24 protein-coding genes are annotated in these 26,647 nt (G+C 40.8%); 9 read left to right on the top strand and 15 right to left on the bottom strand.

The window, feature by feature from the left end; all coding sequences use genetic code 11:
- Nucleotides 1-61: 61 nt before the first annotated feature.
- On the bottom strand, nucleotides 62-1,153 hold the full coding sequence (locus tag HUS62_RS00610; RefSeq protein ID WP_175078209.1) for a DUF481 domain-containing protein: 1,092 nt from the start codon (nucleotides 1,151-1,153) through the stop codon (nucleotides 62-64).
- A gap of 101 nt (nucleotides 1,154-1,254) precedes the next feature.
- Nucleotides 1,255-2,550, bottom strand: coding sequence for an anti-phage deoxyguanosine triphosphatase (locus tag HUS62_RS00615; RefSeq protein ID WP_055021046.1), 1,296 nt, complete (start codon nucleotides 2,548-2,550; stop codon nucleotides 1,255-1,257).
- A 214-nt stretch (nucleotides 2,551-2,764) separates the two neighbouring features.
- On the opposite strand from HUS62_RS00615, the gene HUS62_RS00620 reads away from it, so the two are divergent.
- The 6 genes from HUS62_RS00620 to ttcA all read left to right on the top strand — a co-directional run bounded on the left by HUS62_RS00620 (nucleotide 2,765) and on the right by ttcA (nucleotide 7,618).
- A complete protein-coding gene (locus HUS62_RS00620; RefSeq protein WP_175078210.1) occupies nucleotides 2,765-3,583 on the top strand; it encodes a glucosaminidase domain-containing protein in 819 nt (272 codons plus the stop codon).
- A complete protein-coding gene (locus HUS62_RS00625; RefSeq protein WP_054561320.1) occupies nucleotides 3,576-4,244 on the top strand; it encodes a DUF2987 domain-containing protein in 669 nt (222 codons plus the stop codon). The genes HUS62_RS00620 and HUS62_RS00625 overlap by 8 nt, the downstream gene beginning before the upstream one ends.
- Before the next feature lie 496 nt (nucleotides 4,245-4,740).
- Nucleotides 4,741-5,634: a polyphosphate kinase 2 gene (gene ppk2, locus HUS62_RS00630; protein WP_082665603.1), complete on the top strand. Its 894-nt coding sequence runs from the start codon at nucleotides 4,741-4,743 to the stop codon at nucleotides 5,632-5,634.
- An 11-nt stretch (nucleotides 5,635-5,645) separates the two neighbouring features.
- Nucleotides 5,646-5,960 carry a hypothetical protein gene (locus tag HUS62_RS00635; RefSeq protein WP_175078211.1) on the top strand — a complete coding sequence of 105 codons (315 nt, stop codon included), beginning with the start codon at nucleotides 5,646-5,648 and terminating at the stop codon, nucleotides 5,958-5,960.
- A 118-nt stretch (nucleotides 5,961-6,078) separates the two neighbouring features.
- A complete protein-coding gene (locus HUS62_RS00640) occupies nucleotides 6,079-6,498 on the top strand; it encodes a hypothetical protein (RefSeq protein ID WP_055021044.1) in 420 nt (139 codons plus the stop codon).
- A 226-nt stretch (nucleotides 6,499-6,724) separates the two neighbouring features.
- Complete coding sequence (gene ttcA, locus HUS62_RS00645; protein ID WP_054561325.1) at nucleotides 6,725-7,618, top strand: tRNA 2-thiocytidine(32) synthetase TtcA; 894 nt, start codon at nucleotides 6,725-6,727, stop codon at nucleotides 7,616-7,618.
- Nucleotides 7,619-7,666: 48 nt separating this feature from the next.
- Here the strand turns inward: ttcA and uspE are convergent, their stop codons facing one another.
- From uspE to ccoN, 10 genes are all read right to left on the bottom strand, one after another.
- On the bottom strand, nucleotides 7,667-8,590 hold the full coding sequence (uspE, locus tag HUS62_RS00650; protein WP_058584855.1) for a universal stress protein UspE: 924 nt from the start codon (nucleotides 8,588-8,590) through the stop codon (nucleotides 7,667-7,669).
- 102 nt (nucleotides 8,591-8,692) lie between these two features.
- A complete protein-coding gene (locus tag HUS62_RS00655; protein WP_054553050.1) occupies nucleotides 8,693-9,427 on the bottom strand; it encodes an FNR family transcription factor in 735 nt (244 codons plus the stop codon).
- Nucleotides 9,428-9,465: 38 nt separating this feature from the next.
- Nucleotides 9,466-10,137 carry a sulfite exporter TauE/SafE family protein gene (locus tag HUS62_RS00660; RefSeq protein WP_054561327.1) on the bottom strand — a complete coding sequence of 224 codons (672 nt, stop codon included), beginning with the start codon at nucleotides 10,135-10,137 and terminating at the stop codon, nucleotides 9,466-9,468.
- The gene (ccoS, locus tag HUS62_RS00665) at nucleotides 10,130-10,297 is read right to left on the bottom strand and encodes a cbb3-type cytochrome oxidase assembly protein CcoS (protein ID WP_054553052.1); all 168 of its coding nucleotides are present in this window, start codon (nucleotides 10,295-10,297) and stop codon (nucleotides 10,130-10,132) included. Before ccoS ends, HUS62_RS00660 begins: the two co-directional genes overlap by 8 nt.
- The gene (locus HUS62_RS00670) at nucleotides 10,294-12,669 is read right to left on the bottom strand and encodes a heavy metal translocating P-type ATPase (RefSeq protein ID WP_175078212.1); all 2,376 of its coding nucleotides are present in this window, start codon (nucleotides 12,667-12,669) and stop codon (nucleotides 10,294-10,296) included. The genes ccoS and HUS62_RS00670 overlap by 4 nt, the downstream gene beginning before the upstream one ends.
- A gap of 9 nt (nucleotides 12,670-12,678) precedes the next feature.
- On the bottom strand, nucleotides 12,679-13,170 hold the full coding sequence (locus HUS62_RS00675) for a FixH family protein (RefSeq protein ID WP_054561329.1): 492 nt from the start codon (nucleotides 13,168-13,170) through the stop codon (nucleotides 12,679-12,681).
- Between the two features lie 149 nt (nucleotides 13,171-13,319).
- Nucleotides 13,320-14,285, bottom strand: a complete 966-nt coding sequence (gene ccoP / locus HUS62_RS00680) for a cytochrome-c oxidase, cbb3-type subunit III (RefSeq protein WP_054561330.1) — start codon at nucleotides 14,283-14,285, stop codon at nucleotides 13,320-13,322.
- Nucleotides 14,282-14,467, bottom strand: coding sequence for a cbb3-type cytochrome c oxidase subunit 3 (locus HUS62_RS00685; RefSeq protein ID WP_054561331.1), 186 nt, complete (start codon nucleotides 14,465-14,467; stop codon nucleotides 14,282-14,284). The genes ccoP and HUS62_RS00685 overlap by 4 nt, the downstream gene beginning before the upstream one ends.
- Before the next feature lie 5 nt (nucleotides 14,468-14,472).
- The gene (gene ccoO / locus HUS62_RS00690; RefSeq protein ID WP_054561332.1) at nucleotides 14,473-15,147 is read right to left on the bottom strand and encodes a cytochrome-c oxidase, cbb3-type subunit II; all 675 of its coding nucleotides are present in this window, start codon (nucleotides 15,145-15,147) and stop codon (nucleotides 14,473-14,475) included.
- A gap of 12 nt (nucleotides 15,148-15,159) precedes the next feature.
- A complete protein-coding gene (ccoN, locus tag HUS62_RS00695) occupies nucleotides 15,160-16,593 on the bottom strand; it encodes a cytochrome-c oxidase, cbb3-type subunit I (protein ID WP_036967883.1) in 1,434 nt (477 codons plus the stop codon).
- A 346-nt stretch (nucleotides 16,594-16,939) separates the two neighbouring features.
- Here ccoN and HUS62_RS00700 point away from each other — a divergent pair, with 346 nt between their 5' ends.
- From HUS62_RS00700 to HUS62_RS00710, 3 genes are all read left to right on the top strand, one after another.
- Nucleotides 16,940-17,359 carry a hypothetical protein gene (locus tag HUS62_RS00700; protein ID WP_175078213.1) on the top strand — a complete coding sequence of 140 codons (420 nt, stop codon included), beginning with the start codon at nucleotides 16,940-16,942 and terminating at the stop codon, nucleotides 17,357-17,359.
- Nucleotides 17,360-17,949: 590 nt separating this feature from the next.
- Complete coding sequence (locus tag HUS62_RS00705; protein ID WP_175078214.1) at nucleotides 17,950-20,541, top strand: TonB-dependent siderophore receptor; 2,592 nt, start codon at nucleotides 17,950-17,952, stop codon at nucleotides 20,539-20,541.
- A 108-nt stretch (nucleotides 20,542-20,649) separates the two neighbouring features.
- Nucleotides 20,650-22,026, top strand: a complete 1,377-nt coding sequence (locus tag HUS62_RS00710) for a hypothetical protein (protein WP_175078215.1) — start codon at nucleotides 20,650-20,652, stop codon at nucleotides 22,024-22,026.
- A 28-nt stretch (nucleotides 22,027-22,054) separates the two neighbouring features.
- On the opposite strand, the gene HUS62_RS00715 is transcribed toward HUS62_RS00710, so the two are convergent.
- Genes HUS62_RS00715 through mfd form a run of 3 tightly spaced genes read right to left on the bottom strand, consistent with a single transcriptional unit; the run spans nucleotide 22,055 to nucleotide 26,633 of the window.
- The gene (locus HUS62_RS00715; RefSeq protein WP_062565372.1) at nucleotides 22,055-22,318 is read right to left on the bottom strand and encodes a hypothetical protein; all 264 of its coding nucleotides are present in this window, start codon (nucleotides 22,316-22,318) and stop codon (nucleotides 22,055-22,057) included.
- 11 nt (nucleotides 22,319-22,329) lie between these two features.
- Nucleotides 22,330-23,160 carry a peptidoglycan binding protein CsiV gene (locus tag HUS62_RS00720; protein WP_175078216.1) on the bottom strand — a complete coding sequence of 277 codons (831 nt, stop codon included), beginning with the start codon at nucleotides 23,158-23,160 and terminating at the stop codon, nucleotides 22,330-22,332.
- Nucleotides 23,160-26,633: a transcription-repair coupling factor gene (mfd, locus tag HUS62_RS00725; protein WP_175078217.1), complete on the bottom strand. Its 3,474-nt coding sequence runs from the start codon at nucleotides 26,631-26,633 to the stop codon at nucleotides 23,160-23,162. The genes HUS62_RS00720 and mfd overlap by 1 nt, the downstream gene beginning before the upstream one ends.
- Nucleotides 26,634-26,647 lie beyond the last annotated feature (14 nt).

A 26,647-nucleotide genomic window follows, 5' to 3' on the forward strand; every position in this document is an offset into this window, starting at 1 on the left:
TTTAACTAAAATGAAAACGCCGAGCTAAGCTCGGCGTTTTTATATCGATTGATTGAGATGTTTATAAATCGATACCCAGCGCGAAAATCATTTTGTAATCTTCTTTTTCTGGTACTACACCGTTTTCATCGGCAATCGGGTCAGCCAAATAATCCCATACTAATGACATATCAAAATCAATATCATCGGTGATCTCAAACTCAAACGCAGCCATCGCATATTGAGAATCTCCACCTGCATCACTGTTTGCAGTTAGATAGCGATAATTAAAGGTAAAATCAATTTTCTTGGTGACTTCAAGCTCGTAATTAGTGCCGACAAAATATGACCAAGATGAATTTGATTTCTCTTCACCCGTAGTGACAGTATCAAACTCAGTTCTTTGATAAGCAGGGCCTGTTGAAAAATCCCATTCTGTTTTATCGGTATCCATTACATAGTAACCAACACCGGCACCGAGAGTGTACTTGTTAGCGATATTTTGAAACGGGTCACGGTAGTATTCAAAGAAGGCTGGACGGAAATACATTTTTTGTGTGTAAAACCAGTCGAAGGTACCATTAGCGCGGATGTTGTTTTTAGTAACTTGTTCATCGCTGGTGGTGCGATAACCTAAAAACTCTGCGAGGAAACGGCTAGACGCCGTACGGCGCTTGATATCTGCACGAGCCGAATACTCTGTTTGGTCAGTATTGCCTTTTGATATATCGGCACCTAGCGATATTTTTACAGTCCATGCACTGAGTTCGCTTTCAGCTGAAGGAGCAATAGAGACTAAATCGCGATAACGGTATTTAGCTTCTTGTTCGCCAACTTTCACATAACCACCAGAGATATTTAATGTGCCGCTTAGCTCATTACCATCGTTAAAGCGCACAGTATGGTGGCGATCTGAGATGATCATGTAGACATCTTCGCGATCAATAATTAATGTGTCGAGCACATCACTGTCGAACTCAATCTCTTTATCATACATGGAGACTAGCTCGCCTTTGAGCCATTCGCCCGAATTCAGCCGTACCCAATCGAAATGAGTGGCATCTTTTATGATTATGCCGCGTTCTTCAAGAAGCGGATCAGGAAGTGATTCTGCACTATAGCAAGCAAATGAGCTTGCTACAGCAGCACTAATAAGCAGGTATTTTTTGAGCATTATTTCAATCCATGTTAAATAAAATGCATTCAAGGGGTGAGGTTGATATTACTATAACCTGTTTGATTTTAGAACAATTTCAACTGCTGTTCAAAAATTACTTAAGCAGATGGTAAAAACAAGCGCTGATAGGTTTTATAAGCATATTCATCACTCATCCCTGATAAGTAGTCACATATTATGCGCATTGCATTATCACCTTGCTGGTGTGCATTTAGCCACATTTCTTGGGTTGTTTCAGGTAATAAGCGCATTGGGTCGCTGGCAAAAGCACTAAATAACTCAATCAACAGGTTTTGCCCTTTAAATTCAACTTGCTGCATCTTTGGCTCGCGAATTAAACGTTTAAAAACAAAATGTTTTAGCACGTTAAGAATTTCGGCAAATTCATCCGGTAGGCTTACTGTGTACTGCAGTATTTCAGATTCGAAATCTGCGTTTTGTACAACTAACTGAGCGTTAATAATAAAGGTGTTAACCAACTCACCAATAGCGTCTTTACGCTCATACTCGTGATGAGAAAAGAGTCTGGCGGTTATTGAGCTCAAATGGGTGGTTAGCCAAGCAGAGTCAAGCTCTTGCAACTGTACAAGGGCATGGTTTTGCCAATCAGCCAGCGTTAAAACTTCTGTAGCTATGGCATCTTCTAAATCGTGAACGGCATACGCAATGTCGTCAGCTAATTCCATAATTGCTGAGTCTATCGATTTGTAATGGGTTTTAGCTCTAAACTCATCAACCTTATAATGACTACTCAGCAGCGCTTTATCGTTATTCGACAGTGGCTCAATGATCCAATCGAAAACATCTTTATCGTCTTTATATAAGCCTTTGGCTGGTCGCCAATGGTCAGCTTTAATAAAACTACGTTGCTCACTCAAAGGTGGAATGCTGTGCCACAAATCATCAATAAAGGCTGGATATTTAATAAAGCCTAATAAGGTGCGTCTGGTTAAGTTCATGCCATAGCCATTTGAATAGGGCTCAAGCTTAGACACAATTCTTAATGTTTGGGCGTTACCTTCAAAGCCACCATGCTCACGCATCATGTAATTTAATGCTATTTCACCACCATGACCAAAAGGAGGGTGGCCAATATCATGAGCAAGGCATAATGTTTCGAGTAGGCTACCGCTCGGAAAATTCGTAAATTCAGGGTGCTGCTTTTTTAGATGACGTAATAAACCACTGCCAATTTGAGCAACTTCTAAAGAATGGGTCAGACGGGTTCGGTAAAAATCATTCAAGCCAATACCCATAATTTGGGTTTTAGCCTGTAACCGCCTAAAGGCTGCGGCGTGGATGATTCGAGAGCGGTCAACTTGCCAAGCTGAGCGGTTATCGTTTGGACGATATTTTTGCTGATCAATAATGCGAGCTTGCCAAGATTGGCACATAAAAATAACCTACCTTTTTCTCGTTTGCTTGCTGTTCAGTATACGCAAGCGCTTGAAAATTGCGAGTAAATTGGCACTAAATCACGCTATTTTGGTAAAGGTTTAGGTAATTTTCTTAGGGCAAATTCGCCAAAAATAGAGGGTTTTGGTATACTTCGCCTTTGTGTGTGCGTGACGTTACCGCACATGAGTAGTAGTTTATATGAGAGAATACATGCTTAATTACGTTTTTCGAGCTTTACTTGCTGCTTTTTTTGCATGGGCGTTGTTATCGCCATTTGTAGATAAAGAAGTAGTAGAAAGTGGGTCTGAACAATCGCAGACAACGCCAAAAGGGACCCAGCGCGTAATCAAAAAAGAAAAGCCATTACATAATGTGAAACTGCCAGATTTTGCAGCTTTTACTGATGTGAAAGAAAAGAAACATGCATTTTTTGATTTTATTCGCCCTCATGTTGAGGCCGAAAATAAAAAGATTCTACAGCAGCGTGCGACTTTAGAAATCGCGCGCATGATGCTGGAGTACAATGAGCCACTAAGTAGCAAGCAGCAAGCAGATATTAAAAAAATACTGACAAGCTACAAGTTGCCAACCACCATAGATACTTTGCCGCTTACCCAGGCACTACGTCGTGTTGATATCATTCCTAAAGAGCTTGCGCTAATGCAAGCAGCTAATGAATCAGCATGGGGTACATCACGCTTTGCACGCATTGGTTTAAATTTTTTCGGCCAGTGGTGTTACAAAAAGGGTTGCGGCATGGTGCCTCGTCGCCGTGCTAACGAAGCAGCCCATGAAGTGACGGCTTTTAAATCGGTACGTGCGGCTGTAAGTTCATATTTTAAAAATATTAATACCCATGCAGCGTATAAAGATTTAAGATCAATTCGTGCTGATTTACGTCGCCAGCAAAAGCCAATTGATGCAACTAAGCTAACGCAAGGCTTGTTGTCTTATTCGGAGCGCGGTGAAGCGTATATTGAAGAATTAAATAAAATGATAAATCAAAATAGAGCTTACTTTGATGAATAAACTCCTTCCATGGTTAAAAGCAGCAACCATCGCGGTTGCGCTAGGTGCAGTTGCTTCAAAGGCCGCTGCAACAGAATTTGTTGTTGCCTATGATGGCTTTTACGATCGCTTGAAAGTTGTTAATAAAGGCGAGTTTCAATACGCTCAAGTTAACTTTTATTTGTCTGATATTGCTAGCAACGAAGTATGCACAATTAAATCAGGTAAAATAATTACAGAAAAACAAGAGTTTGACCTAACTTATACAGATAAGGCTCAACTACTTTTACCATTCGATAAGCAGCTTGATACAGATAAAGCCGTAATAGTTGTTCAACCAGAAAATCCAAAACATGAATGCCAGTTAAAGTTACAAATTGAAGCAACGGATCTGGCTGATTTTGAACTCAGTAAAGCGAACTTATATACGTTAAATGAAGAATTTGACGAGCTTTTATCTGATTTGTCAGGCTTTTTTGTTAGCAAATTAATGTGGTTTTTACTGCCTGAACAACAAGGTGTTGTTCTTAAATTTAATGGCCAAGATGCTATTTCGGCAAATGACGTTAGCTGTAAAGAGCAGCGTTGTTCAATAAAAGTAACAGACGACTGGCAAGACGATAACACAGTGCTTAGCAGTCATGCTGAGCTTATCAGCGCCACACCGTGGATTGTTAAATAGCGACCATATATTGGTAAAAGCGTTTAAACATCGACAAAAGGGACCTTATTAGGTCCTTTTTTCGTTGTGAAGCCGATAGTTCTTATGTCTCTTTTTTTAAAGAGTTGCCTCGGTATTTTGGTTTAGCATCAAAATCTGAAACTCATCGTAAGCAGTGCAGTTACTTTGACTATTTATTTTATCTACATTATTCCCTTTAACTCATATCTTTTCTAACTATTTGTATTGCTGTGCATTTAAGAATTAGCGTATTTTTAGATCTGAAAACAGTATGAAAATATGCGTTTTTACTGATTGTTTCTTGCTATAGATAAAAGGTTTAATTTTATTTTAGCACCCTTATTTTTACTTAATTATTAAGTGCTAACCTTCTATTTTTAAATGATTTTTCAAGAATTAAAAATATAGATTTAGATCAAATTACTTAGCAATAACTGGCTTAAAGTAAAACTATAAAGATCTCAATATAGGTAGTTATAGTTTAAAAGGAGTCGTTATGCAGACAGTCAATGTCGAACCTGTATCAGTTAAACAACAGAAATTAGCCGAAGCCAATGCGAAGCAGGATGTGGTTTTTGATCTAAATGTTAAAAACCCAAGCTTAAAGTGGAATGCTGACGGTAAATACCCATATAAACGCAAAATGGACGTAGTTGAATACGAGCGCCATAAACACGAACTGCAAATCGAGCTTTTAAAAATGCAAGGCTGGGTAAAAGAGACCAACCAGCAAATTGTGATTTTATTTGAAGGTCGAGATGCGGCGGGTAAAGGTGGCACTATTAAGCGCTTTATGGAGCATTTAAACCCTCGTGGGGCGCACGTAGTGGCTTTAGAAAAACCATCTGCAAGAGAGCGTGATCAATGGTACTTTCAGCGTTACATTAACCACCTGCCAACAAAGGGTGAAATTATATTATTTGACCGTTCTTGGTATAACCGAGCCGGTGTTGAGAAGGTAATGGGATTTTGTGATGATCACGAATATTTAGAGTTTATGCGTCAAACACCTCAACTTGAACGTATGTTGGTGAATAGCGGTATTAAGCTATTTAAATATTGGTTTTCGGTCAGCAGAGAAGAGCAATTTAGACGCTTTAAATCGCGCCAAAATGACCCGCTCAAACAATGGAAGCTAAGCCCAGTTGATATGGCATCATTGGCTAAATGGCATGATTATAGTGATGCCAAAGATGCCATGATGTTTCATACCCATACTAAGGATGCACCTTGGACACAAATTCGATCTGACGATAAAAAGCGCGGGCGAATCAACTGCATGCGTCATTTCTTAAGCTGTTTGGATTACCCAGAAAAAGATCACGAAATTGTGAATCGTCTAGACCCGCTTATTGTCACCGAACCAACCCGCATGTCTGCACGTCAGTAAAGGAGAATACTATGCAAAATTCACAGTCAGTATTTGAGAAGCGTCTTGCTAAGCTCGAAAAAATTCTCGAAAAGAGTAAAAAAGAAGTGGCTAGAACCACTGAACTTGCAAAAGATGCAGCACTTAAAGCACAAGCAGCTGTAGAGTGCGCTAGTGAAGCAGAGAACCTAGCCGAAAATGCTAAAAAGCGCTTGAAAGCAGCTAAAAAGCAATTAAAAGAGGCCAAAGTGTTAAAAATAGCGCAGAAAAATGCGTCGAAAAAGTCGGCAATAAAACGTGCTAAACGAATGGCAAAGAATAAAAAAGCTAAAACTAAAAGCGCTTAAAGTTAACAAAGGGCACAGGGCTCATGTGCCCTTTGTTTTTTATTAAGCGTATAGCTGGACATTTTTACGATTCTCGATATGCTAAACCTTACTTTTTCAGGGACTTAAAAGCATCTTAATGAAAACTTCAGCGCCTATTTTTGTTATTTTACTGCTATGTTCAGCTTGTAGCAGTCATTCACCTATCAACCAAGAAATGCAAACTAAGTTGCAAGGCTCATGGCAGTCAACAAATAGCCCAGTTTGTGAAGCTAATTTTCATACCATAACGTTTAAAAATAAAACATTAGAAATCTCTTATGATGAGCAGGGCTATATTTCCGCGTCTGAAGCGAGAAAAACCTTCGTTTATAATATTCTCTCAGCAGAGAAAAATTTAATCCGTGTGCAGCTTGAAAATGAAACTCGCTTAGATAAAAAGGGCAAGCCAGTAGTTTGGCATCTTAAACCACTTAGAAATGATAAATACTGTTGGGGCAGAGATGATTGGCCTGACCTTGCTTGTACAGCTTCTCGTTACAAATGCACAGTAAAATAAATCAGCAGTTAGTTTACAGAGGTCAGAAAATTAGAGCTTTCAGCCTATAAATTCATAAACCTTTGAGTCTATTCCCAAAGCGCTTCGCTTTACGTGGTATATCTACGAGTGAAGCGCTTTAATTATCCCATGCTAATCATTTCAACTCGCTTAAAAAGTCCGTATAATCCACGCCGGACTTTTTACTATGAAACATGGCTTACAAAAGCCTGTATGAGCAGAGCAAATGAATCAAACTGATACTAGAAAAGAAACTCTTGAATTTAATAAACTTCAAAAGCGTCTAAGAAGGCATGTTGGTAATGCGATTACTGATTACAACATGATTGAAGACGGTGATGTTGTTATGGCATGTATCAGTGGTGGTAAAGATTCTTTTGCAATGCTAGATATTTTGCTTAATTTACAAAAAGCAGCGCCGATTAAATTTGAAGTGATTGCAGTAAACCTTGATCAGAAGCAACCTGGTTTTCCTGAGCACATTTTGCCTGATTACTTTGAAACGCTAAATATTCCGTATTACATCGTTGATAAAGATACTTACTCAGTAGTAAAAGAAAAAGTACCAGAGGGCAAAACAACCTGTGGTCTGTGTTCACGACTTCGTCGCGGCACACTTTATTCATTTGCAGAAAAAATTGGTGCAACCAAACTAGCACTTGGTCATCACATGGATGATATCGTTGAGACAATGTTCTTAAATATGTTCCATGGTTCACGACTAAAAGCGATGCCACCAAAATTGCGCTCTGATGATGAACGTAACGTGGTAATCCGTCCGTTGTCATATTGCCGTGAAAAAGATTTAATTAAATACGCTGAGCACAAAGACTTCCCAATTATTCCTTGTAATTTATGTGGCTCACAAGAAAACTTACAGCGTCAATCAATCAAAGCCATGTTGACTGAGTGGGATAAGAAAACTCCAGGTCGTGTTGAGAGTATCTTTAAGTCTTTACAAAATGTTAGTCCAAGCCAGCTTGCAGACAGAAACTTATTTGATTTTGAAAATTTACCCCTTGATCGAGAAGGCAATCGTGAAAGCTATGACTTTAGCGAGGCGGTGGTCTCATCAACAAACATTGATGAATCATTATTTATTGATGTAACAAATATATAAAAAGAAAAAAGCCCCAAACTGGGGCTTTTTTAATGCATATTTAAAAGGTTATTTAGCAAGTGGGCTCACATAGCCGTCTGGTTTTAGTGCTAAAACATCGCAGTCAAGGCTATCAATAACATGCTCTGCTGTGTTACCGACAAGCGCTGCACTTAAGCCAGTACGTCCAACTGTACCTATCACTACTAATTCGCTGTTGAGGCGTGCAGCCACATCAGGAATAACATCTTCTGGTAAGCCTTCTTCAATGTGGCAATGAGCTTTATCAATATCAAACCCTTCAGCTAATGAAAGCGTTGATTCAAAGTGATGTTTTTTAACTGATTCGTTATAAACACCTGGGTTGAATTCAGGGATTTCAATAGCGATATTAACTGGAGTTGCTGGGTAGGCATTCACAAGGTTAAGCGTTGCGTTGGCCAAATCACAAATGAAACGAGCGTCATTGATAATACGCTTGTTAAGTTCAAGGTGTTGTTCATTTTCACTCACTGCGTTTACAGCAGCTAAAATATTGCCTTTTGCCGGCCACTCTTTCTCTTTAACAAGTAAAACTGGAGCAGGGCACTTACGAATGAGGTGCCAGTCAGTTGGGGTGAAAATAACAGACTTAAGTGTATCGTGTTGATGAGTGCCTTTGACAACAAGGTCAAAACCATCGTTGATCACGGTATTGATAATGGCTTCGTAAGGGCGGTTATGCCAAACCACACAGCTATCAATGGTAAGCTCTGGATAAAGTGCAATTTGTTCATTTAACCATTCTTGGCGGTCTTTTATGACGGCTTCGCGCATTGCTTCACGCTCATCAGCAGAAAGCATTGTGGTCATTTCATAAGAGAAGTCGTAGATACTGAGGAAAGCGGTGATGGTCGCGCCAGATTTTTTGGCTAGATCAATTGAGCGGCTTAAACTGTGTTGCTGCTCTTTGGTTGGGTCTATAACTGCTAAAATTCGTTTAATTGCGTCCATGTGCTGCTCCTTAACTGTTCCGCAAAAAGTAGTACTTTGAGTGTAACCTAAATTTAGAACAGTTAAAGGGGCAAACAATATAAAGTTGCGTTAAATCAAACTCTATTTACATTTAATCGCTGCTGTTGCTGCAAGCGCTTGCTGGTCCAAAATGGTGATAAATTTACCTTCAACCTTAATAAAACCGGCTTTTTGGAAGCGGCTTAAAAGGCGGCTAATTGTTTCAACAGTAAGGCCTAAATAATTACCGATTTCACCACGTGTCATGGTTAAACGGAATTCTTTACGTGAGAAACCACGTTCACCAAAACGCTCTGCAAGATTATAAATAAAACTGGCTAGACGCTCTTCAGCTGACTTTTTATTGAGTAACAATAACATTTCTTGGTCATAGTTAATTTCATTACTCATTAAACGCATAATTTGTTGGCGTAGCTTAGGTAGTTTACCCGCTAATTCGTCTAGAGTATCGAATGGAATTTCACATACCATTGATGTTTCAAGGGCTTGTGAGAAGCTTTGATGAGCCATTTTGTTAATAGCATCGAAACCAACCAAATCACCAGCTAGATGAAAACCAGTAATTTGTTCATCACCTTGTTCAGACAAAGTATAAGACTTAAACGAGCCAGAGCGTACCGCATAAATGGCATTTAAGCTTTCGCCAGACTCAAATAAATAATCACCTTTATGCAGTGGTTTCTTACGTTCGATGATTTCATCGAGACGATCCATTTCTTGACCGTTTAATGAAAATGGCAAACATAGCTGGCTGATACTGCAATTATTACAGCTAATTGTGCATAAGCCTTTTGACTTGTTTTGTGAGAAGTCCATACATCAAATCCATTCAAATAAGTTAACAACCAGTAAGATTAATGAATTAGCTTATCGGTTGCTATAATTAATAAGTATATACCGTACCATATTATTACGCTGCCTAGAATAACCCTAGTCCAAACATGGTTGAAAATAGTGTTAATTTTTTGGCTGACGAGTCCTACGCTTATCATCGCAGGAAAGGTGCCTAACGCGAAAAATAACATCACACCTGCACCATGTGATGCTGATGGGCTAGTCAGTGCCCAGGTTAGCGCTGAATAAACTAATCCACAGGGCAACCAGCCCCACAAAGCGCCATAGAGTAGGGCTTTTGGGGTAGTATCGACCGGTAATAAATAACGATTAAGTTTAGCTAAATGCTGCCATACTAGGGTTTTGCCAAGTTTTTCTAGCCACTGTAGAGTTGCCGCTAAACGCATAATGTAAACCCCAACAAGGAGCATAAAAATACCACTCAAAAACGACAACGCTATCGATATAGAAGTATTTTGCGCTGCAAAGCGACTACTAATTCCTGCTACAAGAGCACCGGCAAGCATGTAACTTAGTGCGCGGCCTAGGTTATAAGCAACTGAAAAGCTCACTGCACGGTTTTTGTTGGCGGCAAGTTGTAAACTACTGGCAATGCCACCACACATCGCTAGGCAATGACCACTACCTAACAAGCCCATTATAAATGCACTAATAAACAGCGGATCAATCATTACTTTTGTTGTGCTGCTCTTTATCGTCTTCGAACAGGATACTGTGGCCCTGTTTGTTTAAGTCAGAAAATTGTTCGCTTTTTACAGCCCAAAAGAATACCCCAATGGCAATTAGCACAAATAAAATGGCAATTGGGATAAGCATGTAGATGATACTCATAGTTTTAATAACCTTAATGAGTTGGTAATAACCAAAATGGAGCTTGCAGACATACCAATTACAGCCATCCAAGGAGCAACGAGCCCAAGGGCTGCCAGTGGTAAAATCGAACCATTGTAAATAAGTGATAATGCCAAGTTTTGCTTAACAATACGGCGCGTCTTTTTCGAGACAGTAAGCAAATGCTCTATGGCTGTTAGATCACTATTGAGTAATACCACATCGGCACTATTTTTGGAAATATCAGCGCCGGTTTCCATCGCAATAGATAAATGGGCACTGGCAAATACTGGGCTGTCATTCACGCCATCACCCACCATAGCAACAATGGCACCTTTACTTGCAAGTGCTTCGACATGGGTTTGTTTGTCACGAGGGCTACATGCAGCATGCACGGTATCTAAATTGAGCTGTTTTGCAATTCGCTCACCACTGTTAGAGGCATCGCCCGTTAACATATGGCACTTAATTTGTTGCGAATGAAGTGTAGTAATCAATTTTTCTGCGTTATTACGTAGGCTGTCGGCTAAGTAAAAACGCGCAATGACTTGTTTATCGATATATAAGGTTGCTTGAGCATCTGCTTTTTCGGTATCAAACCAACCGCTTTTACCTATCGCAAGGTGCTGATCATTGAGTAAAGCGGTAATGCCTTTACCCGGTTCGATAGTCACATTTTCAATAGGGTTCACTGTGTCGTTGAAACCAGCGAATGCATTAGCAATAGGGTGCTCAGAGAAACTTTCAAGTTGCGCTGCTAAGCGTAATGCATCAGCTTCACTGTATTGGGTGTTAACTAGTTCAACGCGTTCAATGGTAAAGCGACCTTGCGTTAAGGTACCTGTTTTATCAAACGCGATATCTGTTAATTGTGGTAGCGTTTCTAACACATGGGCTTGTTTAATTAAAATTCCACGCTTCGTAAGGCTGGCTACAGCGCACGTGAGAGCGGTTGGAATTGCTAAGCTAAGCGCACAAGGGCAGGTTGCAACAAGTACAGAAATAGTAACCCAAAAGGCATGCTCGGGGTCTATTTGATACCAACCAATTGCTGTTATTGAGGCAAACACTAATAAACAGGCAACAAACCACTGCGCTACTTTATCTGTTATCTCAACTAATCGCGGGCGCTTAGTTAACGCTGTGTGTTGTAACTTAATAATTTGATTAAGCAGGGTATTTTGACCGATTTTGTTGATCTCAATACTGATCACGCCATCATGGTTGATCGTTCCTGCGTAAACTTGATGGCTGACAAACTTATTAACGGGTTGATGCTCGCCAGTCATCATGGCTTCATCAACGGTTGTTTGACCTTTTGTAACAATACCATCAGCAGGAATTGTCTCGCCTGCTTTGATTAATACAATATCACCCAGTTTTAGTTTTTTAGCCGCAATTATCGATTCTTGGTTATTCTCATCGATAATACGAGCTGTAAGTGGCAGTAACTTTTGCAAGTTAGCGGTAAATTCACTGGCTTTTAAACGAGCTCTAAATTCTAAATATTTACCTAATAATAATAAGAAGGTAAACATACAGATAGATTCAAAATAAACTTCGCCAACCGACATTAATGTGGCATAACAGCTTGCCCCATAAGCACCAAAAATAGCTAATGAGACGGGTAAGTCCATATTCAGCTGTTTGGCTTTTAAACCATTAATGGCATTGGTTAAGAATGGTAGGGCACTATAAAGAATAACTGGAGAAGCAAGCACTAAGCTTATCCAACGAAAATACTGCTCGAAGTTCTCTTCCATGCCCGAAAACATGCCAAAATACATAGCAAAGGCGAACATCATAACTTGCATGGTCATCAGACCCGCAACCCCTAAACGGCGGATGTAGGCTTTTGCGGCTTGTTGTTTTTGACTCGCTTCAAGATCTGCTTGAAATGGATAGGCTTTATAGCCGATTTCGTGTAATGAGGTGATAATTTGGCTAAGCGGTGTAACCGATTTATCCCACTGGATCATGGCACGGTTGGTTGAAGTATTTACATCAACACGTTTGATTGCTTTTAAGTTAAGTAGTTGTTTTTCGATTAACCAAGCACAGGCAGCACAGGTGATGCCTTCAACTGTTAATAGTACTTCTGATAAATCATTAGTGGCTGAAATAAACTCATCTTGAATATCTTCGTTATCGTAACTTTTAATCAACTCGAGTTGCTCTGGAACAAGTTGTTCAACTTTACCAGAGCGCACAGTTCTAAATTTATAGTAATCGGTCATGCCTTGGGCGACGATATTCTCAGCAACCGTTTGGCAACCAATACAACACATAGGTTGTGCCTTACCGTCTATTTCGACAGTCGCATTAAAGCCTTTTGGCACACTTTCAAGACAATGAAAGCAATTATCGGACATTAGAGTTTACTACTTATATTCAGGGCTAATCGAAATCGTTTTATCAGTTGGCAAAATAACATCTTCTTTAAGTTTCCAACTGTTATCGATTGGTTCAATAAACACTGTGTATGCACCGTCAACATGGGTGTCGAGTAGGGCGGTAAAATCGCCATGGGCGTTTTTCATTAGGCTTACATCAAAGTCATTGGCTTTAATGGTGCGATGATAAAATGACATTTTTAAAGAATGAACATTGCTTGCATCACCCTTGGTGAAAGTGAAAGTTACTTTGTCGCCTGCAACATTTAAATCGCCATGTAAATAAAGTGCTTTTGCTTTATTAAATTTGCTGAGTTCAAGGTTAATTGCTTTGCCTTTTTTATAGTAATCATCTACAACCATATCTGGGCCGTTGCCAATTGCCATATAAATAAGACCAGCACATCCGATGATGGCTGCAAGAGGAAAAGAGATTAAAAACCATGGCCAAAAGTTTTTATACCAAGGAGTGGGTTTCATAGTACTTATACCTTTAAAAACGTTGTACGCATTTTATCGGATTTAAAAGCAAAAGACTAAAAAAAAGCCTCCAGATGGAGGCTTTTTTGATCTTAATTAATCTATTGAATTAAAAGATTAATTGTTTATACATTTTATTAACCGCGAGGTTATTTATCTTGCGATAAGCTGTAAACGTACGCTGTTAATAAGTGAACTTTATCTTCACCTAAAATGTCTTTCCATGCTGGCATTACACCTGCGCGGCCATTGATTAGTGTTTCTTCAACAGCACGTTTAGAACCACCGTATAACCAGATGTTATCTGTTAGGTTAGGTGCACCAAATGGTAAGTTGTGTGCAACTGAACCTTTACCGTCAGCACCGTGACACGCAGCACACATTGCAAACTTAGCAGCACCTGCAGCAGCGTCTTTTTGGTTAACAGTACGGCCTGAAAGGCTAAGTACGTGAGCAGTCATTTCTTTAATGCCTTGCTCGCCAAGTGCATCACCCCAAGGTGGCATCGCAGCAACACGACCGTAAAGAAGTGTTTCTTTGATCTTGTCTGGTGTACCGCCGTATAACCAATCGTTATCCGTTAGGTTAGGGAAGCCTTGACCACCACGTGCATCTGAACCATGACATTGTGCACAGTTTTGTGAGAATAAACGTTGACCAATCTCAAGCGCTTTTTCATCTTTAACTAGTGTTTCAATATCTTGTTTTGCGAATGACTCAAAGATTGGGCCAAAACGCTCATCAGCAGCGATAAATTCTTGGTCTAATTGAACGTTCTCACCGTTAGCTAATGCTTGTTCAGTCGCTTCTTTAGACTCAGCTAAAGAAGTAATACCTTGGTTAGAACTTGTCCATTTACCTAAACCTTCCCAGTTACCTAAACCTGGGTAAGCAGCTAGGTAGTATACAGACCAAATGAATGTCGCGAAGAACATGTAAGTCCACCATTTAGGTAGTGGGTTGTTTAGTTCTTCAATGCCGTCAAACTCGTGACCACAGCTTTCGCCTTCTTTAACACCTGTGTAGTTTTTTAAGTTCCACAGAAGTAGGCCGAAGATGATAGCAAGACACGCTAGGGTTAATACGATAACCCATATACTCCAAAAGCTAGTCATTTCTCAGACTCCTTTTCCTCGTTAGAGATTGTGTTGTTGTGTTTTTTTTCATCTTCAAATATGGCATTAGCAGCGTTATCAAATCGGCTTTTGCTACGCTTGCTGTATGCCCATACAACAATCACAATAAACAGTACTAAAATTACCAGAGTCAAAATGCCTCTGTATGTTCCGTAATCCATAATAATTACTTCAAGTGTGTGCCAAGCTGTTGTAAGTACGCGATTAGAGCTTGCATTTCAGTTGCGCCTTCACCATTGTTCATGGCTTCGATTTTCGCAATGTCAGCTTTTAGCTCTTCGTCACTTCCGTAACCTTTACCGTCGTAACGGTCGCTTGCTTTGTCGATTCCGAAGCTATCACGGAATACTTGAAGCTTTTTAAGTGTATGGGTCGTATCGACTCTGTTTTCGTCTAACCAAGGAAACGCTGGCATGTTTGACTCAGGAACCACAGCACGTGGGTCCATTAAGTGAGCATGGTGCCAATCGTCTGAGTAACGCTCACCAACACGAGCTAGGTCAGGACCAGTACGCTTAGAACCCCATTGGAATGGGTGATCCCATACTGATTCACCAGCTACAGAGTAGTGACCGTAACGCTCAACCTCGTCACGGAAAGGACGAATCATTTGTGAGTGACAGTTGTAACAACCTTCACGCACGTAGATATCACGACCTTCCATTTCTAACGCTGTAAGAGGGCGTAAGCCATCAACAGGTTTAGTCGTATCGTCTTGGAACATTAGTGGAGTAATCTCAACTAACGCACCAAAGCTGATTGCAAAGACAGTCAAGATAGCCATTAGGCCAACGTTCTTTTCGACTATTTCGTGTTTGTTTTGTGAATTATTATTGCTCATCGTGCTACTCCATTATGCCAATTGTGCGTCAGCGTCTAATTGAAGCGAATCTTTCTTCGCTGCAATAGTACGATAAACGTTGTAAGCCATAATTAGCATACCTGTTACGATGAATACACCGCCTAGGAAACGCATGATATAGAACGGATACGAAGCTTCTAATGACTGTACAAAGCTGTACATTAACGTACCGTCTGAGTTTACTGCACGCCACATTAGACCTTGCATTACACCTGAGATCCACATTGCTACGATGTATAGAACAACACCAACAGTGTGTAACCAGAAGTGCGTGTTAACTAGTTTAACACTGTACATACGGCCTTGTGAGAATAGTGCAGGGATTAGGTGATAGATAGCACCGATAGAAATCATTGCAACCCAACCTAGTGCACCTGAGTGTACGTGACCTACAGTCCAGTCTGTGTAGTGAGAAAGCGCGTTAACTGACTTAATAGCCATCATTGGGCCTTCGAACGTAGACATACCGTAGAAAGATAGAGAAACAACTAAGAAACGAAGTACTGGGTCAGTACGTAGTTTATGCCATGCACCTGATAACGTCATGATACCGTTGATCATACCACCCCAAGATGGAACGAATAGGATAACTGACATAACCATACCTAAGCTTTGCGTCCAGTCTGGAAGCGCAGTGTAGTGTAGGTGGTGAGGACCTGCCCAGATGTATAAAGAAACAAGAGCCCAGAAGTGAACTACCGATAAACGGTAAGAATAAACAGGGCGACCTGCTTGTTTTGGTACGAAGTAGTACATCATACCTAAGAAACCAGCAGTTAATAAGAAACCAACAGCGTTGTGACCGTACCACCACTGAACCATTGCATCTACAGCACCTGCGTAGATAGAGTATGATTTAGTTAGTGAAACAGGAATTGCCATGCTGTTTACAATGTGTAAAACGGCAACAGTAATGATGAAACCAGCGTAGAACCAGTTCGCAACATAGATGTGCGATACTTTACGCTTGATTAACGTACCAAAAAATACAACTGCGTAAGTTACCCAAACAACGGCGATAAGAATATCGATTGGCCATTCAAGTTCTGCGTATTCTTTTGAGCTTGTGATACCTAAAGGTAAGGTAATCGCTGCTAGTACGATAACAAGTTGCCAACCCCAGAAGGTGAAGGCTGCTAGTTTATCTGAGAAAAGGCGCGTTTGACATGTACGTTGTACGACGTAATAAGACGTCGCAAAAAGTGCACTTGTACCAAATGCGAAAATTACTGCGTTCGTGTGTAACGGACGTAGTCGAGAGTAAGTTAACCATGGTGTATCAAAGTTAAGTGCTGGCCAAGCTAATTGGGCAGCAATCAGAACCCCAACACTCATGCCAACGATGCCCCAAATCACTGTCATAATAGCGAATTGGCGTACAACTTTATAATTGTACTCAGTTTGTGATGCTACTGTTTGGCTCATTTTCTGGCTTCCGCTGCAATAAATGCGTTTTAGAAATGAATTACCCACTTTTATTCAAAGTGGGGCCTACTATTACTTCACAAGCGTGTTACCTAAAGCCAACTTAGCGGTGCTAGCTTCAGAAAACAAACTCGAGAAACCCTTATTTTTGCGATGGAAATGATAAAATTTTTGACCTTAAAAAGATAGGTCAATTGCATAAAATTATGACATCAATCAAATTTTAGCGCTTTGTTGGTTATTTTTTGTCAGAGATTGTATTTTTATTAGCTTATTCCATCTAGCATGGTTGTCTTTTCGCGGGTAGCTCACTAGTATCCGCTTTTATTTTATACAGGCAAATAGAGTGCGAACTAGTTTTTTACCCGTTTTCCTTTTCAGTGTATTTTTAGCTGCATGTGATAGCCAAAGTATAGAAGAGGGGAGCACAAGTACAAGTTGTGAGAACAATAGTCATTGTTATTACCCTAATAATGCAGAAGTTTGGCTGAGCAACCCAGATGTCAGACCTGAGTTGCCTTTTGCAATCAACCTAAAGCTGCCGAAAGATGCTAAAAACCTCTCTGCTAAACTTGAAGGTGTCACTATGTATATGGGTTTTATTCCACTACAGTTTAATCAGAAAGGGCAAGTTTGGGTTGCTGATACTATGGTTGGCGCATGCTCTGAGCCTGTAATGACCTGGAAAATGATGCTCACTTATACTACTGGTGACAATCAACCACAAACTTTGCTTTATTATTTCGATTCACTGCAAACTCGATAACATCTTCCCTTATTATTGTTGATCACAGTTTTTGATTATTTAAAAGCTGTGATTGTCGTCATTCCTACGTCATCTTTTTCTACTTTAATGTTCTTTATTAGCCGTATCTTTATACGGTATTACAAATTTACGGAACAAAAACAAAAATTCTTCCTCTAATACACTGTTTAACGGGCTAACTTTGTCTATTTAGTTAATTTAAGTGAATAACTATGGTTAGCAGTCTTACCAAGCTTTTACGGTTTTTATAACGTTGTGTGATCAACTTGTAAAAATTTCATTTGTAGCACTAATTGGGCTTTAGTTACACTTGATTACAAAGTGCGTGCAATTGATTTCAATCGTGTTTTTTTTGCTACTTATCAATGTTACCTTGCTGATATAAAGGTGTTTTTTTCTGTTAACATTGATACATCGTGAAACCTTATTACCCAAAATGGATACGCTATTTTGGGGTTGTTTTTTCTTTAATCTATCATTCAGTTTTCGTTCAGTTAACTGAGCCTAAGTTGCCCTCCGCTGACTCGTGATTCTAATAATAACGAGCGCTACCTAACTAAAGGTAAATTTCCAACAAGTAGGGTTTTCACATGAAAAAATCAATTCTTGGTTTAGCTGTTGTTTCAGCAATCCCAATGTTCTCAAGCATGCAAGTTTTAGCTGCTGATGATGCAGCAGAGTCTATTGAAAAAATTCAAGTTACAGGTTCTCGCATTAAGCGTACCGATATGGAGACGTCTAGTCCTGTAACTTTAATTGGTGCAGATGACATCAAAGCAATGGGTGCATCAAGCATCGATGGCGTTCTACAAAAAATGACTGCAGCAAGCGGTGCGATGACTAACCCTGCTGTTAACAACGGTTCAGGCGGTAACGCACGTGTTGACCTACGTGGTTTAGGCGCACAACGTACTCTAGTACTAGTAAATGGTCGTCGTATGATCAACTCTGGTACTGGCGCAGCATCTACTGTTGACTTAAACACAATCCCAGTATCAATGATCAAGCAAGTTGAAGTACTAAAAGACGGCGCATCTGCTGTATACGGTACTGACGCGGTAGCTGGTGTTGTTAACATCATCTTAAAAGACGACTTCGAAGGTCTAGACATGAACCTTAACGGTGCTATCACTGGTGAAGGCGATGCAGACGAAACGTCTTTCGATATCACAATGGGTTCAAGCTTTGACCGTGGTAACGTTGTAATTGGTTTACAATACACAGACCGTGGCGACGCTTCTCAAGCAGACCGTGATTTCTCTGATTGTCCAATCGAAGAAGATTACGAAAACGGTAGCTTCTACTGTGGTGGTTCTTCTTACACGCCTTTCGGCCACGTTTGGGCTGAAAATGCAGACCTTCAAGGTCAAGCAGACGGCGAGTGGCACGATTTCACTTCAGCTGGTGATGCTTACAACTACTCATCAACAAGCTACCTTTACACGCCAATGCGTCGTTTAAACCTTACAGGTATCGGCCACTTTGACGTAACTGATGAAACGCGTTTAGTTTCTGAGTTCACTTACTCTAAGCGTTGGTCAACTCAACAAATGGCTCCACAGCCAGTATGGTTTGATTTCACTTACGATGCAGACACAATGGGTGACTCACTTCTTTCTCACGGTGTAGCTGACGGTGAAGACATCTCTTACGGTCGTCGTATGACTGATGTTGGTCCTCGTGGTTATGAGCAAGTTGTTGACACTGTTCGTGCAGTAATCGGCCTTGACGGTGCATTCGACAACGGTTGGGGCTGGGATACTTCAGTAGTATTCGGTCGTAACGACTCAGTTGACCGTGCAACTAACCTACTTAACATGGGTTCAATCCAAGACGCAATCGAAGAGGGTACTTTCAACCCACTTAACCAAGCTGATTGGTCAGGTAGCAACCTTGCACAGTACAACTACACTGAAAACAACTCAGGTGGTAGCCAATTATTAGTTCTTTCTGCTGGCCTTAACGGTGAAGTAATGGAACTTCCTGCAGGTTACGTTGGTTTCGCTGCTGGTATCGAGCGTCGTGAAGAAAAAGCATGGTACGTTCCAGATTCACTAACTTCACAAGGTCTTGCAAATGACCCACGTGTTGAACCAACTGGTGGTCGTTTTGACGTAAACGAAGCTTACGTTGAATTCGCTGTTCCACTTCTAGCTGACGCACCATTTGCTCAAATGGTTGACTTAAGCGCTGCTGTTCGTGCATTCGATTACAGCACATTTGGTTCAGATGAGACTTGGAAACTAGGTCTAACTTGGCGTGTAAACGACGAACTAATGCTACGTGCTGTTCGTTCAACTGCATTCCGTGCTCCTACAGTATCTGAGCTTTACCAAGGTAAATCACCTTCATTCGAACAAGTTAACTTCCCTGGTGCACAAGACCAAGCTGAAGTAACTGTTGGTGGTAACGATCAATTAACGCCAGAGCTTGCTGATACAGTAACTGCTGGTTTCGTATACGCTCCAGAATGGTTCGACGGTTTCTCAATGACTGTTGACTACTACGAAATCGAAATTGAAAACTCAATTTCAAGCGTAAACAACCAGTACATCGTTGAAAACTGTCTTGATGCTTCTACAGGCGCATACAAGAACCAAGATACTGCACTATGTCAGTCTTCTGCAATCAACTTCAACCAAAGCACTGGTCGCATTAGCTTCAACAACCAATTACAAAACATTGGTAATGAATCTACTAAAGGTTACGACGTAAACTTCAAGTATGCATTTGAAGCTGCAGGTCTTAACTGGCGCACAGGTCTTGATGTAACAATCCTTGATGAGTACATCGTTGATTCAGGCACAAGCACAATCGATTACACAGGTCTTGTAACTTCAGGTATCGGTAGCTACGCGAAAGTTAAGTCTAACTTCACTCTTAACGCGTCTGGCGACAACTGGGATGCACAATACCAAGCACGTATGATCGACGGCCTAGACAGCTACGCATGTCTTGCTGACGACAGCGAGTGTCTAGTACCAAGCGTTGGTACTGTTGTATACCACGACATCAGCGGTTCATACATCCTGAACGACACAGTGTCATTCTCTGCAGGTGTTAACAACTTATTCGATAAGCAAGCACCTTACTACTCAGGTAACAATGACTCAAACACTGACCCGTACACATACGATGTACTAGGTCGTCGTTTCTTCGCTGGTATGAACATCAAGTTCTAATCTAGTTTGAAATGATTACTAAGGCCCAGTTTTTACTGGGCCTTTTTTATTGTCTGAAAGCTTATCAACGCGTAAACTATAGAGGTACTTTTAACAAACGAGGTGATATTGCTTAAACAAGACGAAAACTTATCTTTTATTATTGAGCCTGAGCTTAAACCACGCACAGAGCAACGACTCGACCTGTATTTCTCCATTCCGAATGAAATGAGTGTTAATCCACAAACACTTAGCGAAGAATCATTCTTTAACAACAATTTTAAATCGCACCTTGCGTATAACGCCAACAACATTCACTTACCTTTAGTTAGAAGCCGCTTTGTTAGTAAAAACAAAGGTGAACAGCAAGATTATCGTCAAAACTTAAACCTATATTGTTATCAAGTTCGACTCGCGCTTAATGCCGATATTAAAGACACCCTAAAGCACCAAGAAGCTGAAGAGTTTTACCCTGCAGCCATTGAGTTGTGCGAGCAAACCAAAGGCTTGTTGAAAAAACTAAGACGCTATACCCCAGATGACGAAAAGCTACTGCCATTTTATAAAAACGCTGATAACTACTTAAGCTGGCATGTAGAGCAGTCATTTTTAAAACTACTGGATGAAGGACCGCGCAGTAGTGATTTTGCAAAAGAGCGCAGTGAGCTATTAGAGTTTTGCAAAAATGAAAACAGTTACCGTGAAGAGCAAGAATATAACTCGCAATCGACACTTGAAGATGCCAACCGTATCACCAACAAAATGCGCCTATTACAACGTTTGATTGAGCATGGAGTGGTGCTTACACGTAGCACGCGTCACTTAAACAGTTATTTAAAACGCATGGTAAAGGGCACGGTGACTGCTGTGATCATGGCCTTTGTGATGTTGGTTGTGTTAAATGCTCGCTCAAACTTTACCGAAGTAACAGCGACGTTGATTTTGATCTTGGGTGTTATTTATGGTCTTCGTGAAATATTTAAAGAAGACATAACACGGGTGATCTGGCGAGCTATCGTACGAGGGCGACCTAAATGGCGCTTTCAATTTAAAAACAGCATAACTAAAGACAAAATTGCAAGCCAATACATTTGGCTTGAATATACAAACTTTAAACGCCTGCCTAAAGTGGTCAGGAAGATTTTTTCGAAGCGCCGCCATCAAAATAAACAAGCCGCTCAATGGTTGCATTTTTCGAGCGACACACAAGTTTACGCGAAAGAGTTTTTACCTGGCTACGACACCTTGCAACAAACCATGCAATTTAGCTTGGCACCGTTTGCTCGCTATTTAAAACGAGGCGAAGGTAAGCTCTATCATCTAGATAGCAATAAAATTTCTAAGAAAGCCGTAGAGAGGCGTTATCAGTTAAATGTGGTATTAGTGTTTACACAAAGCGAAGATGAAACTTTGTATCAGCGCTACAAGATTACGTTAAATCGCAGCAAAATTGTCAATATTGAGCGTATTTACTCACAAACTGACATTCTGAAAGATGAAAGATGAAAGGGTGGCCTTGGCCACCCATTTCGGTTTATTTAGCGTCTAAACCTGTTTTGCTGTAAAGCGATACTTTGTCTGATACTAAGGTAATTTCGATGTTTTTATCTTTGTTACCCCAGATACAGTTAGTGTGTAGTGTCTTTTCTTCACACTTATCCGCTGAACCTAAAATAGCTTCAACCTCAGTTTTATCCATGCCAATCTCAATTTTTTCGTAGTTCTCTAAATTTACTTTTGAGCAACCTGCTAAAGTAAGTACCGCAGCCGCTGCTGCAATTGCCATATATTTTTTCATAATTGTATCCATTAATGGTTGTAGCGTCTTATTTGCACGATCATCCCCATACGTGGGTGATCAAAATAATGTATCTCGTTACTGATCACACGTTTGAATTGTGAAAAACGAGCTTTTTCGTAATCACCTGTTTCTAAGCGCTGACTAATATCAAAATCTGCGTTAATAAATAGGTAGTGACGAACATAAATCTTCATTAAACCGTCTAATTCCCACTCTGGCACATTTTGCAGTTGGTCGGGAATATAGCGCTCAGTAGGTCCGACTAAACTAATAAAATCGTTGTTTTCTTCTACAGGACTTGCGTGTTTTGCTAAGTGTTCACCGGCAAATAGGCGGATACTCGGTGCTCTTCTTTCACTCATTTCAGGAAAACGCCAGCCGGTATGCAAAATAGGGGTTAAGCCTTTTCTATCTAGCTGATTTTTTTGTTCAACAAACTGTAATTGTTCTGGCGCCATTAAATAAATTTCGTCAGTGTCTTCACGGGGCTGAACAACGGGTGTCACAGGCAGTTGATTATAGCTTGCTAAAAAATCAACACTGTCATCACACACGTTTGAGTGAGGGTTGGTATTGACTAAAGAGTCTGTGAACGAATCTGAGCGAAAGCGGCTATCGCCTTCAATACAAGCCTGTTTTGCCTGCTCTGTGAATGCAGGAGATAATACATCTTTGCTACGCTTAGCCTTGATTTCATCGTGTTTTAAACTGAAATCTTCCTGTAAGTAGGGAGCAGGGCGCTGTTTATAAATAAGAACTTCAATTTCGAACCAACGTGTTGCAAATGATGAGCTTGTAAATAAGCAACAAAGCAGTAGTAAACTATTTCTAAACAACATTAATGGCTAACCTTTTTTTCGAAATCTGCAATCATTGCAGTGACCATTTTTAAGCGTTCGCGAGCGTTGGCTTCGCTAATTGCAAAGCGCAGTTTGTTTGCGCCATCCATTTTATACACCTGCGGTGCACTTTGTATCAAACCTATAATGAAGCTAGGGTTAACCTTTGTATGCTGGCTAAACTCAAAATAACCGCCTTTCGGGTTTGCTTCAATCTTCTTAATGCCAATATTACTTGCTTGCAATTTTAATTGCTGCAAACTGAATAAGTTTTTTGTGGCGTCAGGCAGTAGACCAAAACGGTCAATCAGCTCTACCTGTAACTCGTCCATATCATTGAGGTTAGCACAGCTTGCAATGCGTTTATAGATACCTAAACGTACGTTTACATCATGAATATAATCATCAGGTAATAACGCTGGCAGCTTTAAGTCTACCTCAGTTTGCTGACCTAATAAGCTCTCAAGGGTTGGCTCTTTACCTTCTTTGAGGGAGTTAACCGCTTGCTCAAGCATTTCCATATACAAACTAAAACCAATGGTTTGCATTTGACCAGATTGGTCGTCACCAAGCAGCTCACCGGCACCACGAATTTCTAAGTCATGGGTTGCGAGCGCAAAACCTGCACCAAGGTCTTCCAGTGATTCAATCGCTTCAAGGCGTTTAACCGCATCTTTACTCAGTGATTTAGGGTTACCAGTCAGTAGGTAGGCATAGGCTTGGTGATGGCTTCGGCCTACACGACCACGCAACTGATGCAGTTGTGCCAGACCCAGCTTATCTGCTCTATCCATAATAATGGTGTTGGCAGTCGGTACATCGATACCGGTTTCGATAATAGTGGTACACACAATCACGTTATATTTTTGGTGATAAAAATCACTCATAATTTGCTCAAGCTCGCGCTCTCGCATTTGACCATGTGCCGTTGTTACGCTGGCTTCAGGTACCCATTCACTGATTTCTTCAGCAACTCGGTCTATGGTTTCAACATTATTATGTAAGAAATACACCTGACCACCGCGTTTAATCTCACGCAGAATTGCTTCGCGAATTAGTTCAGCATCTCTTTGTCTAACAAAGGTTTTAACCGCTAAACGTTTTGCAGGCGGTGTGGCTATGATTGATAAGTCGCGCATGCCACTCATTGCCATGTTTAATGTACGTGGGATAGGGGTTGCTGTAAGCGTTAAAATATCGACATCGGCACGTAATGCTTTGATTTTTTCTTTTTGACGCACCCCAAAACGGTGCTCTTCGTCAACAATCAATAAGCCCAAATCTTTAAATTGAATATCTTGTTGAATAAGCTTGTGAGTACCAATCACGATATCTAATTTACCCTCAGCCATTTTATCTAGGGTGTCTTTTTGTTCTTTGGTTGAGTTAAAGCGCGATAAAACACCCACCTCAATTGGTAAATCGGCAAAACGGTCTTTAAAGTTTTCATAATGCTGCTGTGCAAGCAGTGTGGTTGGTACAAGTACCGCAACTTGCTTGTTATCATTCACTGCCACAAAGGCTGCGCGCATTGCCACTTCGGTTTTACCAAAGCCAACGTCACCACATACTAAACGGTCCATCGCTTGCTTGCTTTGCATATCACCGAGTACAGACTCAATGGCGTTGCGTTGATCGTCAGTTTCTTCAAATGGGAAGCTGTCGCTAAATTGACGATAAGCACTGCCATCAAGCTTAAATTTATTGCCAGGCTTTGCTTGGCGTTTAGCGTAAATATCTAAGAGTTCAGCAGCCACATCACGGACTTTTTCAGCGGCACGTTTCTTGGCTTTTTCCCACGCATCGGAGCCCAATTTATGGAGCGGGGCAGAGGCCTCTTCGCCACCAGAATAGCGGCTGAGCATATGTAATGCAGAAACGGGCACGTATAGCTTTGCCTCGTTAGCGTAGATGATTGTAACAAATTCAGTGATCACACCGGCTGCATCAATGGTTTCAAGGCCTTGATAGCGTCCTACACCGTGATCAAGGTGCACAATCGGTTGACCTTCACGTAGCTCAGCAAGGTTACGAATAAGCGCGTCTTGGCTGGCTTCGTATTTATGTTTACGGCGTCGACGTTGCGAAACCTTAATGCCTAATAACTCTTGCTCTGTGATAATGGTTAAACGCGGCTTACCGTCTAGCACCACACTTTGCTCAAGTGGCGAAACGATTAGGCCAACATCACTCGAACTATTGGTAAAATCGCTAAACGATTCAAATTCTTTAAGCTTTAAACCACTTGGCTTTAATAAAGTGAGTAATGATTCACGGCGGCCATCCGATTCAACCGAGAGCAGCACGCGGCCTTTTTGTTTTTTCTCACTGGCCACATAGTCAATTAAACCTTGGTACGGTTCATGTAACTTATGATCAATACGAACATTTGGCAGCTCTTTACTAGCAAGGTTGGTGTGACCCGCTTTGGTGCCTAATTTTGCTTGCGATAAACGAATGCGCGCGTATTTAGCAAATTCACCAAATAGCTCATTAACGCTTTGATACAGTTTTACAGGTTCAAGTAAAGGTCTGAGCGGATCAACACGGCGGTTTTCATAGCGTACATTCACATCATGCCAAAACTGATCAGCAGCATGCTCAATATCGCCAAATTGCATAAAGGTTGTATTACTTGGTAAGTAATCGAAGATAGTTGCCAATTCATCAAAAAACAGTGGCATGTAATATTCGATACCCGCAGGCCAGGTTCCTTTAGTCACCTGCATATAAATTGAGTCTTGTTCAGAGCTTGCGCCAAATTGTTCACGATAGTTGATACGAAAACGCTCAATGTCTGAGTCGTTAGTTGGGAATTCGTGGGCTGGCAGTAACTCAATTTTGTCGACCTTTTCATCTGAGCGCTGGCTTTCAACATCAAATAAGCGAATGCTGTCGAGCTCATCATCAAAAAAGTCTAAACGGAATGGGTGTGGGCTACCCATAGGGTATAAGTCAACGATAGAGCCGCGAATCGCGTATTCACCGTGCTCCATCACTTGTTGTACATGTAAATAGCCCGCTTGTTCTAAGTTTTCACGCAGTGTGTGGGTATCTAGGGTATCGCCCACTTTAAAGTTAAGGGTTGAACCATAAATAAACGAAGCAGGGGCAGTACGCAGCATCAAGGTAGACACTGGCACGATTAATACGCTTTGTTGTTCTTTTTTTAAGGTATTTAACGTGGCTAAGCGCGCTGAAATAATATCTTGATGCGGCGAAAAATGATCATAAGGGAGTGTTTCCCAGTCAGGGAAGACCATGACTGGGTTTTCAGGCAACAGAAATTCGAGTTCAGTTTCAAGGCGTAGGGCGCTTGGCGTATCTGGGGTGACAATCACAACCAGCTCATTGTGTTGTTTTACACCTTCTGCGATTGCGATGCTAAGCCCGCTACCGGTAAGTTGTCCCCATTGAATTTTATCTTTTTCAGATTTTACCCAAGGCAATGCTGCCCATTGCGCAAACGCCATTTACTACTCCTTTA

It is taken from the genome of Pseudoalteromonas sp. 0303 (genome assembly GCF_013349995.1).
GTDB lineage: Bacteria > Pseudomonadota > Gammaproteobacteria > Enterobacterales > Alteromonadaceae > Pseudoalteromonas.